The sequence below is a fragment of the Arsenicicoccus cauae genome (genome assembly GCF_009707125.1).
In the GTDB taxonomy this organism is placed as follows: domain Bacteria; phylum Actinomycetota; class Actinomycetes; order Actinomycetales; family Dermatophilaceae; genus Arsenicicoccus; species Arsenicicoccus cauae.
The window spans coordinates 212570-224406 of sequence record NZ_WLVL01000037.1 but is presented as its reverse complement, the minus strand read 5'-3'; the positions used below and the strand labels follow the sequence as shown (position 1 = coordinate 224406).

Genomic DNA, 11837 nt, shown 5'->3' with positions numbered 1-11837 from the left:
GGCATACGTCCGCTGCCGACGGCCGAGGGCTCAGACGTTGCGGAACCGGTCGATCTGCTCCTGCAGCTCGGCCCGCATCTGCGGCTTGGAGACGCCGAGCCCCGCCTCGGGGGCGAGGGTGAGCACACCGACCTTGCCCTGGTGGGCGTTGCGGTGGACGTCGAGCGCGGCCTGGCCGACCTCGTCCATCGTGTAGGTCTTGGACAGGGTCGGGTGGATCAGGCCCCGGCGGATCAGGGAGTTGGCCTCCCACGCCTCGCGGTAGTTGGCGAAGTGCGACCCGACGATGCTCTTGAGGTTCATCCACAGGTAGCGGTTGTCGAACTCGTGCAGGTAGCCCGACGTCGAGGCGCACGTGACGATCGTGCCTCCCTTGCGGGTGACGTAGACGGACGCGCCGAAGGTCTCGCGGCCCGGGTGCTCGAAGACGATGTCCGGGTCGTGGCCGTTGGTCAGCTCGCGGATCGTGGACCCGAGACGCTTCCACTCCTTGGGGTCCTGGGTGCGCTCGTCCTTCCAGAACCGGTATCCCTCGGCATTGCGGTCGATGACCAGCTCGGCGCCCATCTTGCGGCAGATCTCGGCCTTCTCCGGGGAGGAGACGACGCAGATCGGGGTGGCGCCGCCGGCCAGGGCCATCTGCGTGGCGTAGGACCCCAGGCCACCCGAGGCGCCCCAGATCAGGACCCGGTCACCGAGCTTCATCCCGGCGCCGTTGCGCGAGATGAGCTGACGGTAGGCCGTGGAGTTGACCAGGCCGGGGGAGGCGGCCTCCTCCCAGGTGAGGTGCTCCGCCTTGGGCATCAGCTGGTTGGCCTTGACGATCGCGAGCTCCGCGAGGCCGCCGAAGTTGGTCTCGAAGCCCCAGATGCGCTGCTCCGGGTCGAGCATCGTGTCGTTGTGGCCGTCGTGGTGCTCCAGCTCGACGGACAGGCAGTGCGCGACGACCTCGGTGCCGGGCGCCCAGATGTTCACCCCGGGACCGGTGCGCAGCACGATCCCGGCGAGGTCCGACCCGACGACGTGGTAGGGCAGGTCGTGGCGCTTGGCGGTCTCGCTCGTGCGGCCGTAGCGCTCGAGGAAGCCGAACGTCGAGACGGGCTCGAAGATCGAGGTCCACACCGTGTTGTAGTTGATCGAGCTCGCCATGACGGCGACCAGCGCCTCGCCGGGCGCGAGCTCGGGGAGGGCGACCTCGTCCAGGTGGAGGCTCTCGCGAGGGTCCTTGTCGCGGCTCGCCCGGCCCTCGAAGATCCCGACCTCGTCCTTGTGCACCGTCACGGCGCGATAGGACTCCGGGACGGCTAGACCGGCATAGGTCTCGGCCGACCGGTCCCCGCTCATGATGGCGTCGCGGATGGCGGTCATGGCGTCGTTCGTCATGTCTGCTCCTGGGGCGTGGGGCACCACTGCGTGCCGCCTCACCAGCGACGCTACTGGCGGGTCACGTCGTGGCGGTAGGGGTCTGAGACATCCGACACAGGCGTGACGTGCCTCACTCGGGGGCTAGCATGGCGGGGCGCGGACGAGCCGGGCGCGGCGGGGCAGGCGTTGGACGTCGTGCCCCGGGGATGCGGGGGACCATGCGGGTGGGCAGGACCGGGCCGGCGGCTCCGGCGGAACTCGTCGTCTCGCGGCGTACGGCGTTGACCGGCACCCTGCTCTGCGCCGTCTCCGGCACCGGCCTCGCCGTCGCGGACGACGGTCGCGTGGAGCTGGCACTCGGCCCCACGTCCTCGCCGCAGGCGCGCCGCGCGGCCGACCGTGACTGCGTCAACCACGTCCGGACCCACCGGCCCGTCCTGTCCCTTACCTTCGACGACGGGCCGGACCCCCGCTACACCCCCGCGGTCCTGGACCTCCTGCGCCGGTATGCCGCCCGCGCCACCTTCTTCGTCGTCGGCGCCAACGCCGCGGCCCACCCCGGGCTGGTGGCGCGCATGCGGGCGGAGGGCCACGAGGTGGCCAACCACACCCACGACCACGCCCACCTGACCGAGATCGGCGACGCCGAGGTCCGCGACCAGATCGTCCGCGGTCGTCGTGTCGTCGGTGACGTCGGCCCGCGGCTGCTGCGGCCGCCGGTGGGCCGGACGAGCGCATCGGTGTCGCGGGTCGCCCGGTCGCTGGGGGAGCGCCAGGCCTTCTGGAGCTCCTGCCTCGAGGCCTGCCTGCACGACGGCGCGCGGGTCGGTGGCACGGGCCTCGGCGAGGCGCTCGAGCCCGGTGCGGTGGTGCTGGCCCACGACGGAGGTCGGGTCGAGGGGCGCTGGGCCCAGGAATACCCCCGCGACCAGACGGTCGAGGCCCTCCCGCACCTGCTGGAGGCGCTGGCCGGTCGTGGGCTGAGCTCGGTGCCGGTGAGCGAGCTCGTGCGAGTGGGCCGCGTCCGCTGAGTCTGTGGTCGCCGCGCCCGGCGTGCCGTCCGTCGTCTGGGAGGAGAACTCGCGGGCGAGCAGGGCTGTCGGGATCGGCATGCCCACCACCATGGGGCCGTCGCGCCGGCGGCGACGCGAGCGCCCGGCCCCGCACGGGGTCGGGCGCTCCGGCATACGGCCAGGGCAGGCTCAGTGCATGCCACCCGGCGCGGGCTCGACGAGCTCGACCAGCACGCCCCCGGCGTCCTTGGGGTGGATGAAGTTGATGCGCGAGCCGGCGGTGCCGCGCCTGGGCTCGGGGTAGAGCAGGCGCAGGCCGCGCTCCTTGAGCGTGGCGCAGACGTCGTCGATGGACTCCACGCGGTAGGCCATCTGCTGGATTCCGACACCGGACTTGTCGATGAACTTGGCGATGGTGCTGTGCTCGTCGAGCGGGGCGAGCAGCTGGATGTGCGAGGTGGAGTCGCCGACGGCCATCATCGCCTCGGCGACGCCCTGCTCCTCGTTGACCTCACGGTGGGCCATGGTCATGCCGTACCTGGTCTCGTAGAACTCGATCGCCTCGTCGAGGTCGCGGACGGCGATGCCGACGTGGTCGATGTGCGTGAACAGTCCCTGCAGCGTGTTGTCAGCCATGCCTCCAGCCTAGGACCGGGGCTCGTGGGGACTCACCCGGGGGTCGACCGACGGCGCGGTATGACGAGGCTCACGCCGCACCGAGGCGCGACGCCGGTCACCCTCCGCCGGGCGGTGCCCCGGGACCCCGATAAGGTGGGCGGGCACCGAGCCCGACCCACCACCGCTGCTGGAGGCCTTCACATGTCCGCAACTGCCAGTCCGTCCGTCATCGTGGCCGGCGCCCGGACCCCGATGGGGCGGCTCATGGGCTCCCTCAAGGGGTTCTCCGGAGCCGACCTCGGCGCCGTCGCCATCAAGGGCGCCCTCGACAAGTCCGGCGTGGCCCCCGAGCAGGTCGAGTACGTCATCATGGGCCAGGTCCTCGGCGCCGGCGTCGGCCAGATCCCCGCCCGCCAGGCCGCCGTCAAGGCCGGCATCCCGATGACCGTCCCCGCCCTGACCGTCAACAAGGTCTGCCTCTCAGGGCTCGCCGCGATCGCCCTGGCCGACCAGCTGATCCGCGCGGGCGAGTTCGACATCGTCGTGGCGGGCGGCCAGGAGTCCATGACCAACGCACCGCACCTGCTCGCCAAGTCGCGTGACGGGTTCAAGTACGGCGACGCCACGCTCGCCGACTCGATGGTGGTGGACGGCCTGTGGGACGTCTTCACCGAGCAGCCGATGGGCCTGCTGACCGAGGCGGAGAACTCCGGCGACAAGGCCGTGTCCCGCGAGGAGCAGGACGCCTTCGCCGCGCGCTCGCACCAGCGGGCCGCGGCCGGGTGGGAGGCCGGGCGGTATGACGAGGAGGTCGTCCCCGTCACGATCCCGCAGCGCAAGGGCGACCCGATCGAGTTCCGGACCGACGAGGGGGTGCGGGGTGACACCACCGCCGAGTCCCTCGCCACGCTCAGGCCGGCGTTCAGCAAGGACGGCACCATCACCGCGGGCACGGCCTCGCAGATCTCCGACGGCGCCGCCGCCGTGGTCGTCATGAGCAAGGCCAAGGCCGAGGAGCTCGGCCTCACCTGGCTCGCCGAGATCGGTGCCCACGGCAACGTCGCCGGCCCGGACTCCTCGCTGCAGCAGCAGCCGGCCAACGCCATCGCCGCGGCCTGCCGCAAGGAGGGCATCGAGCCCACCGAGCTCGACCTCGTGGAGATCAACGAGGCGTTCGCCGCCGTCGGCATCGCCTCGGCCCGCGAGCTCGGCCTCGACGAGGAGCGGATCAACGTCGACGGCGGGGCGATCGCCCTTGGTCACCCCCTCGGCATGTCCGGCGCCCGCATCGTGCTGCACCTCGCGCTGGAGCTCAAGCGCCGGGGCGGCGGCACCGGCGTCGCCGCGCTGTGCGGTGGCGGTGGCCAGGGCGACGCGCTGATCGTCAAGGTCGCCAACTAGCAGACCCGCCGGGGGCGGGGGCATCGACCGGCCTTCGCACCGCAGGCTGATGCCCCTGCCCCCGGTAGGTACGACCACGCCGCTCGCCAGGCCGAGCGGCGCACCCCCAGGAGGAGCTGACAATCGTGTCCCGCCAGGTCGACATCCCGTCCCTCGTCGAGCAGGCCCGCGCCGGTCGTCCCCGCGCGGTCGCCCGCCTCATCTCGATGGTCGAGGACGCCCATCCGGCCCTTCGCGAGGTGATGGCGGCGCTCGCGCCCCACACCGGTCACGCGCACGTCATCGGCGTCACGGGATCGCCCGGCGTCGGCAAGTCGACCTCCACCAATGCCCTGGTCACCGCCCTGCGCCAGCGTGACCTCCGCGTCGGCGTGCTCGCCGTGGACCCCTCGTCGCCGTTCTCCGGGGGCGCGCTGCTCGGCGACCGCATCCGCATGTCCGACCACGTGCTCGACCCGCAGGTCTACATCCGCTCCATGGCCTCCCGCGGGCATCTCGGGGGCCTGTCGTGGACCACGCCGCAGGCGCTGCGGGTGCTCGACGCCGCGGGCTGCGACGTGGTACTCGTCGAGACGGTCGGCGTGGGGCAGAGCGAGGTCGAGGTGGTCGGGCTCGCCGACACGACCATCGTGCTGCTGGCGCCCGGCATGGGCGACGGCATCCAGGCCGCCAAGGCCGGCATCCTCGAGATCGGTGACGTCTTCGTCGTCAACAAGGCCGACCGCGACGGTGCCGACAACACCGTCCGCGACATCCGTCACATGATCTCCCTCGGCGACCGCACCGAGGCGGGCCTGTGGCGCCCGCCGGTGCTCAAGACCGTCGCCCACAGGCACGAGGGCGTCGACGAGGTCGTCGAGGCGTTCGACAAGCACGTCGCCTGGATGACCGACCGGGGCGTCCTGCGACAGCGGCGCCTCAAGCGAGCGACCGACGAGATCGAGTCGATCGTCATCAAGAACCTGCGCGAGCGGATGGGCGACCTGCGGGGCGATCACGGCATGGAAGCCCTCGCCGCGGCCGTCGTCGATGGTCGCAGCGACCCCTATGCCGCCGCGGACCAGGTCATCGGCGACCTCACCTGAGCGCGGGGCCAGCTCGTCGGGCGGGCTTGTTGGGCGGGCGCGTGGGTCGCGCCGGTGGGCCGCGTCCGTGGGCACCGTCACGATGTCCGCTCCGTCACGTGGTGCCGACACGCCGTTGCGTACAGTGGTGAGGTGCCGTTCACGCTCGCCCATCCCGCCCTGGTGCTGCCGCTGCGCCGCAGCGGGCTGCCGCTGACCGCGCTGGTGGCGGGCTCCCTGTCGCCAGACCTCCCGCTCTACGTCCCGGGGGGTCTGCTCGGCAGCCGGGACGAGGGACACTCGTGGACGCACACGTGGTTCGGTCTCGTCGCCTTCGACCTGCCCGTGGGGATCCTGCTGGTCCTCGCGTGGACCTACATGCTCAGCGAGCCTCTGCACGACGCCGCACCGGACGCGCTGCGGGACCGGCTGCGACCGCGCCGCGCCCGCCCGCGCTCGCGCTCGGTGTGGTGGTCGGTGCCCGTGGCCGTGCTGCTGGCCAACCTCGGGCACCTCGGCTGGGACCAGCTCACGCACGAGCCGAGCTGGACGACGGCCCGGCTGCCCGTGCTCGAGCAGGACCTCGCGGGCCTGCCGGTCGCGCGCTGGCTCATGTACGCCTTCTCCGTGCTCGGACTGGCCGCCATCGCGTGGGTGGTGTGGCGCGAGCTGCGGGACCGACCGGCGCGCCGCACGCCCCGCGTGAGTCCGGACCTGGCGCCGTGGATCGTGCGGGCACCGCTGGTCGTCGCGGTCGCGCTCGCGATCCGCACGATGATCACGATCGGCCCCTACCTGGGCACGCACGCCCTGCTCTACTACATGCTCACCTCGGGCATCGCCGCCGGCGTCGCGGTCCTGCTGGTGGTCTGCGTGGTGTGGCAGATGCTGGCCCCGGTGGACCGGCCGGAGGCGGTGTGATCGCCGAGCCCGACCAGCTCGCCGACGCCTTCGTCGAGGCGTGGAACCACCACGACCCCGACGCGCTGGCCGCGATGTTCACGGCGGATGCCGACTTCGTCAACGTCGTGGGCCTCTGGTGGCGCGACCGGGCCGGCATCCGTGGAGCCCACGCCTACGGCTTCGAGCGGATCTTCGGACAGAGCCGTATGACGCTCCGCCGTCGTCGCGTCCGCCGTCTCGGCGAGGTCGCCGTGGTCGTGGCGCAGTGGTCGCTGACCGGTCAGCTCTCGCCGACCGGGGACCCGGTCGGTGAGCGTCGCGGCGTGCTGACCCTGGTCGGACGCCGCGGCGAGGACGGGTGGTGTGCCGTCAGCGCGCACAACACCGACACCGTCCCCGGCATGGAGACGCACGTCGCGCGAGACGGAGGCCTCGCCCAGGCCGACTATCGGTAGCGACGGCGCACGCCGGGCGGCGGACGCGCCGGCACACGGCCCTCTATCCTGCCCAGGTGAGCACCCCCCTCAACCTGCCGTTCGACCCGATCGCTCGCGCCGAGAGCTCCTGGCGCGAGCGCTGGGGCGAGTCGGCGCCGTCCCGGCAGATGGCCACGGCCACGAGTCTGCTGCGGGTGGCGCAGATGCTGACGATCGCCTTCGACCAGGCGTGCGCGCAGCACGGGTTGACCTTCGCACGCTACGAGGCGCTGGTGCTCTTGGCCTTCGGCCGGGACAGCGGCCTGCCGATGAGCGTCATCGGGGAGCGGCTCATGGTGCACCCCACGAGCGCGACGAGCATCGTGCAGCGGCTCGAGGCGCAGGGTTTCGTGCGGCGCGTGCCCAACCCGGCGGACGGCCGGGGGACGCTCGCGCAGATCACCGACGCCGGGCGCGCGGTGATGGAGGCGGCCACGCAGGACCTGCACCGGCTGGGCTTCGGGCTGGACGTGCTGACCACGCCCGAGCACGAGCAGCTCTTCGCCCTGCTGCGGCGGGTGCGCGTGGCGGCCGGGGACTTCACCGGCTGACGCCAGGGCTGGGTCTGGCGCGATCGGCGCTGGCAGCCTGGTGACAGATACTAGGACGTCCTAGTAAATTGGTGACCATGACGATCCAGGAGACCCAGCGCAGCGCCTCCGCGGCCCCCACCCCCGACTCGGCCGAGCGCCGCCGCGACGGGCGTCGCCGCTGGCAGCAGCGGTATGACGAGGCGGTCGCCAAGGGCCGCATCCGGGGCGGCGACTTCACCACCCTGTCCGGCGTCGAGGTCGACCCCGTCTACGGCCCCACCGACGAGCAGGCCGCCGCCGACGAGCGCATGGACCGCATCGGTTGGCCCGGCGAGTTCCCCTACACCCGAGGCCTGCACGCCACCGGCTACCGCGGCAAGAGCTGGACGATCCGGCAGTTCGCGGGCTTCGGCAACGCGGTGCAGACCAACGAGCGCTACAAGATGATCCTCGCCCGCGGGGGCGGCGGGCTGTCCGTGGCCTTCGACATGCCGACGCTCATGGGGCGCGACTCCGACGACCCGATGAGCCTCGGCGAGGTCGGCCACTGCGGCGTCGCGGTGGACTCCGCGGCCGACATGGACATCCTCTTTCGCGACATCCCGATGGGCGACACGACCACCTCGATGACCGTGTCCGGTCCTGCGGTGCCGGTCTTCTGCATGTATCTCGTCGCCGCCGAGCGTCAGGGCGTCGACATCTCCACCCTCAACGGCACGCTGCAGACTGACATCTTCAAGGAGTACATCGCGCAGAAGGAGTGGCTCTTCGCCCCCGAGCCGCACCTGCGGCTCATCGGCGACCTGATGGCCTACTGCGACGAGCACATCAAGGCCTACAAGCCGCTGTCCGTCTCGGGCTACCACATCCGCGAGGCCGGGGCGACGGCCGCCCAGGAGCTCGCCTTCACCCTCGCCGACGGCTTCGGCTACGTCGAGCTCGGGCTCTCCCGCGGCCTCGACGTCGACTCCTTCGCGCCCGGCCTGTCCTTCTTCTTCGACGCCCACGTCGACTTCTTCGAGGAGATCGCCAAGTTCCGCGCCGCCCGGCGCATCTGGGCGCGCTGGATGCGCGACGTCTACGGCGCCACCTCCGACAAGGCCATGCAGCTGCGCTTCCACACGCAGACCGCCGGGGTGTCGCTGACCGCCCAGCAGCCCTACAACAACGTCGTGCGGACGGCGATCGAGGCGCTCGCAGGCGTCCTCGGCGGCACCAACTCGCTGCACACCAATGCCCTCGACGAGACCCTCGCGCTGCCGACCGAGCAGTCCGCCGAGATCGCCCTGCGCACCCAGCAGGTGATCATGGAGGAGACCGGCGTCACCAATGTCGCCGACCCGCTGGGCGGTTCGTGGTACGTCGAGGCCCTGACCGACACGATCGAGGCCGAGGCGGAGGCGATCTTCACGCGCATCCTGTCGATGGGCCAGGTCCCGGTCGACTCCGCCGACAAGGCTCGCCTGGCCGAAGTCGTGCGCGACAACGTCGGCAAGGCCGAGGGCGGTGTCTGGCCCATGACCTCCGGCATCCTGCGCGGCATCGAGGAGGGCTGGTTCATGTCCGAGATCGGGGACGCCGCCTTCACCTACCAGCTCGCGCTGGAGTCCGGTCACAAGAGGATCGTCGGCGTCAACTGCCTCACCGAGTCGGTCAGCTCCGAGCTGGACATCCTGCGCGTCTCGCACGAGGTGGAGCGCGAGCAGGTCGCGACGCTCTCGCAGCGTCGTGCCGGTCGCAACGAGGACATCGCCGCGGACGCGGTCAAGCGGATGGTCGAGGTCTCCCGCACGCAGGACAACATGATCCCCGCCATGCTCGACGCGGTCCGCGCCGAGGCGACCCTCGGCGAGATCTGCGACGCGCTGCGCGAGGAGTGGGGCATCTACCGCGAGCCCGCCCGCTTCTGATCCGGTCTCGCCCGACCGCGGGCGTCGTTCGGTTACCCGGCGTCGGTCCGGGTGCGACACAATGCCCGTATGACGTCGCAGCCGTTCTCCACCGCCGCCGCTCGTGGCGCGGTCGACCTGTCCGGACTCAGCCAGCCGCAGCCCACGGGCACCCGTGCCCCCGCGCCCGCCCCCGACCAGGGTGGGGGCGCACGTCCGGGCTCACCGGTCGTGGTCGAGGCCACCGAGGCCACGATCCAGCAGATCATGCAGCAGTCGGTCAGCGTGCCGTCGGTGCTGCTGGTGTGGAGCGCCACCCGTGGCGGGCGTGAGGTCGTCGCCGACTTCGCGGCGGTGGCCGAGGCGAGCGGCGGCCGGTTCGTGCTCGCGACGGTGGACGTCGACGCCAACCCCGGTCTGGCGCAGGCCCTGCAGGTGCAGCAGATCCCGATGGCGGTCGGTCTGCTCCAGGGTCAGCCGGTGCCGCTGTTCGTCGGCAGCCAGCCCAAGGACGTGATCCAGCAGTACGTCGACGAGCTGCTCAAGGTCGCCGTGGCCAATGGCATCACCGGCCGCGTGGACGTGGGGGAGCAGGCCGACGCCGAGGGCGAGGTCCCCATGTCGCCCGAGCACGAGGAGGCCTTCACCGCCCTCGAGCGCGGCGACTTCGAGGGCGCGCGGGCGGCATACGACAAAGCCCTGGCCAAGGACCCCAAGGACCGGGACGCCCAGGTGGGCAAGGCCCAGGTCGACCTGCTGGAGCGGACCACCGGCGTCGACCTGCAGGTGGCTCGCACGGCCGCTGCCGACAACCCCGCCGACGTCGAAGCCCAGCTGCTCGTCGCGGACCTGGACGTCATGGGCGGGCACGTCGAGGACGCCTTCCTGCGGCTCGTCGACCTCGTCCGCACGCTGGCGGGCGATGACCGCGAGAGGGTCCGTGTGCACCTGATCACGCTCTTCGACGTCGTGGGCAGCGAGGACCCCCGCGTCAAGAAGGGGCGCACGTCCCTCATGTCCGCACTCTTCTGACCAGCGCGCGAACCGGCCGGGGTCGTCCCAGGCCGGTTCGTCCCAGCAGACCAACGCGTCCGCATCGCTTCGCGCCGCGACGATCACGTCGCGGTCGTCCGCTGACACGGGGCGCAGATGCGTCGCCGGTCTCCAGCATGGCGAACGCGAGGGCCACCCCCACCATGCTCCTCCCGGGCCAGGAGACGGGCCGCGCCGTGGAGTACCACGCGAAGGATGGCGGGCGCAGGACCTCGAGGGTGGGCGTGCGCCCAACCAGGGGGGGCGCACGACAACCGTCAAGCAATTGTCTGGGGGTCAGCGCGTGGCGTGCCCGCCGTCCCACTCCAGCATCGTCGTGCCGTTGGACTCGCGGGCACCGAGCGCGCGGTAGGTCGCGAGGGCGGCCTGGTTGTCGGTCTCGGTGAGGGTCCACACGGCGTGGCACCCGCGCTCGGCCGCGACGGCCTGCAGCTCCCGCAACAGGGCGCTGCCGATGCCGCGGCGCTGCTGCGCCGGGTCCACCGCGAGCTCGTAGACGAACATCTCGGTGCCCTTGTCGGGGTGGCACATCTCGACGCCGGTGACGAACCCGACCGGCCGATAGCCCTCGATCGCAAGGACGAGGTGGTGGCCGGGCATCGCGAGGAAGCGTCGTGCCCCCTCCTCGGAGGGAGGGGTGTCGAACAGGTCCCCGGCGGCCAGCACCAGCAACGCGTCGCGGGGTCCGAGGCGCGTCAGCCGCAACGCGCTCATCGGGCGGCGGCCTCGCGCTCGTCGCGGGGCAGGCACTGGATCATCGCGTCGGCCACCTGGCCGACGGCGGTGGGGGAGCCGGCGAGGTGCCAGGTGTGCCCGCCGACCGGCACGAGCCGGGTGACCCCGCCGGCCGCCTCGACGAGCGCCTGCCCGGGGTACCAGTCCCAGGGGTGGCAGTCCGCCTGGTACCACACGCCCACGCGACTGTCGGAGGTCCACGCAAGGTCCACCGACGCCGAGCCCAGCATCCGCACGGTGGCGCACAGCCGGGTCGCCTCGGCCCACGGCGCGATCATCTCGGGCCGCCCGAACCTCGTGGGGTGCAGGTAGGTCGCCGCGCTGACCAGGTCGAGCGGGAGGTCGCGGACCGGGTCCACGGGCACGCCGTTGCAGGTCGTGGGGTGGTCGCGGCCGCCGAGCCACAGCTGGTCGCTCTCGGGGTGGTAGACCGCGCCGAGGATTGGTCCGTCGTCGTCGACCAGGGCGAGGGCCGAGCACCAGTGCGTCATACCGTGCAGGAAGTTGTAGGTGCCGTCGACGGGGTCGATGAACCAGGTGCGCCCGCTCCCGGCCGGCGCGCTCGTGCCCTCCTCGCCGACGAGACCGTCGTTCGCGCGCTCACGGCGCAGCCGGGTGCCCACGAGCTCCTCGGCAGCGTGGTCGGCGGCGGTCACCACGTCCGAGACGGAGGTCTTGCGGGTCCCCTCGAGACCCGCCGCGCGCATCTCCAGCGCCAGGGTGCCGGCGGAACGGACCAGGTCGGCGGCGAGAGCGAGGTCGTCGGCAGAGGTCATGGGGGCCAGCC

General features: G+C 72.1%; 12 protein-coding genes. 8 read left to right on the top strand and 4 right to left on the bottom strand.

Annotation, left to right across the window (positions count from 1 at the left end):
• Positions 1 to 30: 30 nt before the first annotated feature.
• The gene (gene ccrA, locus GGG17_RS09720; RefSeq protein WP_154593613.1) at positions 31 to 1368 is read right to left on the bottom strand and encodes a crotonyl-CoA carboxylase/reductase; all 1338 of its coding nucleotides are present in this window, start codon (positions 1366 to 1368) and stop codon (positions 31 to 33) included.
• A 278-nt stretch (positions 1369 to 1646) separates the two neighbouring features.
• Between ccrA and GGG17_RS09715 the strand changes: the two genes are divergently transcribed.
• Positions 1647 to 2396, top strand: a complete 750-nt coding sequence (locus GGG17_RS09715) for a polysaccharide deacetylase family protein (protein ID WP_195849186.1) — start codon at positions 1647 to 1649, stop codon at positions 2394 to 2396.
• 171 nt (positions 2397 to 2567) lie between these two features.
• Here the strand turns inward: GGG17_RS09715 and mce are convergent, their stop codons facing one another.
• Positions 2568 to 3014, bottom strand: a complete 447-nt coding sequence (gene mce, locus GGG17_RS09710) for a methylmalonyl-CoA epimerase (RefSeq protein ID WP_154593500.1) — start codon at positions 3012 to 3014, stop codon at positions 2568 to 2570.
• A 183-nt stretch (positions 3015 to 3197) separates the two neighbouring features.
• Between mce and GGG17_RS09705 the strand changes: the two genes are divergently transcribed.
• The 7 genes from GGG17_RS09705 (at position 3198) to GGG17_RS09675 (ending at position 10294) form a co-directional block, all read left to right on the top strand.
• Positions 3198 to 4397, top strand: coding sequence for an acetyl-CoA C-acetyltransferase (locus GGG17_RS09705; RefSeq protein ID WP_154593499.1), 1200 nt, complete (start codon positions 3198 to 3200; stop codon positions 4395 to 4397).
• Between the two features lie 122 nt (positions 4398 to 4519).
• On the top strand, positions 4520 to 5482 hold the full coding sequence (gene meaB, locus GGG17_RS09700; RefSeq protein ID WP_311966594.1) for a methylmalonyl Co-A mutase-associated GTPase MeaB: 963 nt from the start codon (positions 4520 to 4522) through the stop codon (positions 5480 to 5482).
• Between the two features lie 132 nt (positions 5483 to 5614).
• A complete protein-coding gene (locus tag GGG17_RS09695) occupies positions 5615 to 6382 on the top strand; it encodes a DUF4184 family protein (RefSeq protein WP_154593498.1) in 768 nt (255 codons plus the stop codon).
• Positions 6379 to 6819 (top strand): YybH family protein, encoded by a 441-nt coding sequence (locus GGG17_RS09690; RefSeq protein WP_311966574.1) that lies wholly within the window; start codon positions 6379 to 6381, stop codon positions 6817 to 6819. Before GGG17_RS09695 ends, GGG17_RS09690 begins: the two co-directional genes overlap by 4 nt.
• A 56-nt stretch (positions 6820 to 6875) precedes the next feature.
• The gene (locus GGG17_RS09685; RefSeq protein ID WP_311966573.1) at positions 6876 to 7391 is read left to right on the top strand and encodes a MarR family winged helix-turn-helix transcriptional regulator; all 516 of its coding nucleotides are present in this window, start codon (positions 6876 to 6878) and stop codon (positions 7389 to 7391) included.
• A gap of 71 nt (positions 7392 to 7462) precedes the next feature.
• Positions 7463 to 9283 (top strand): coenzyme B12-dependent isobutyryl-CoA mutase large subunit, encoded by a 1821-nt coding sequence (icmA, locus tag GGG17_RS09680; protein WP_375804515.1) that lies wholly within the window; start codon positions 7463 to 7465, stop codon positions 9281 to 9283.
• Positions 9284 to 9352: 69 nt separating this feature from the next.
• On the top strand, positions 9353 to 10294 hold the full coding sequence (locus GGG17_RS09675) for a tetratricopeptide repeat protein (RefSeq protein WP_154593496.1): 942 nt from the start codon (positions 9353 to 9355) through the stop codon (positions 10292 to 10294).
• Positions 10295 to 10591: 297 nt separating this feature from the next.
• Here GGG17_RS09675 and GGG17_RS09670 read toward each other — a convergent pair whose 3' ends face one another.
• A complete protein-coding gene (locus GGG17_RS09670) occupies positions 10592 to 11029 on the bottom strand; it encodes a GNAT family N-acetyltransferase (RefSeq protein WP_154593495.1) in 438 nt (145 codons plus the stop codon).
• A complete protein-coding gene (locus GGG17_RS09665; protein ID WP_154593494.1) occupies positions 11026 to 11826 on the bottom strand; it encodes an inositol monophosphatase family protein in 801 nt (266 codons plus the stop codon). The genes GGG17_RS09670 and GGG17_RS09665 overlap by 4 nt, the downstream gene beginning before the upstream one ends.
• Positions 11827 to 11837: the final 11 nt, after the last annotated feature.

What these genes read in the sequence shown, in the direction of transcription:
- ccrA (WP_154593613.1), bottom strand. Translation starts at nt 1,368, where the DNA reads ATGACCGCCATCCGCGACGCCATCATGAGCGGGGACCGGTCGGCCGAG.
- mce (WP_154593500.1), bottom strand. Translation starts at nt 3,014, where the DNA reads ATGGCTGACAACACGCTGCAGGGACTGTTCACGCACATCGACCACGTC.
- GGG17_RS09705 (WP_154593499.1), top strand. Translation starts at nt 3,198, where the DNA reads ATGTCCGCAACTGCCAGTCCGTCCGTCATCGTGGCCGGCGCCCGGACC.
- GGG17_RS09675 (WP_154593496.1), top strand. Translation starts at nt 9,353, where the DNA reads ATGACGTCGCAGCCGTTCTCCACCGCCGCCGCTCGTGGCGCGGTCGAC.
- GGG17_RS09670 (WP_154593495.1), bottom strand. Translation starts at nt 11,029, where the DNA reads ATGAGCGCGTTGCGGCTGACGCGCCTCGGACCCCGCGACGCGTTGCTG.
- GGG17_RS09665 (WP_154593494.1), bottom strand. Translation starts at nt 11,826, where the DNA reads ATGACCTCTGCCGACGACCTCGCTCTCGCCGCCGACCTGGTCCGTTCC.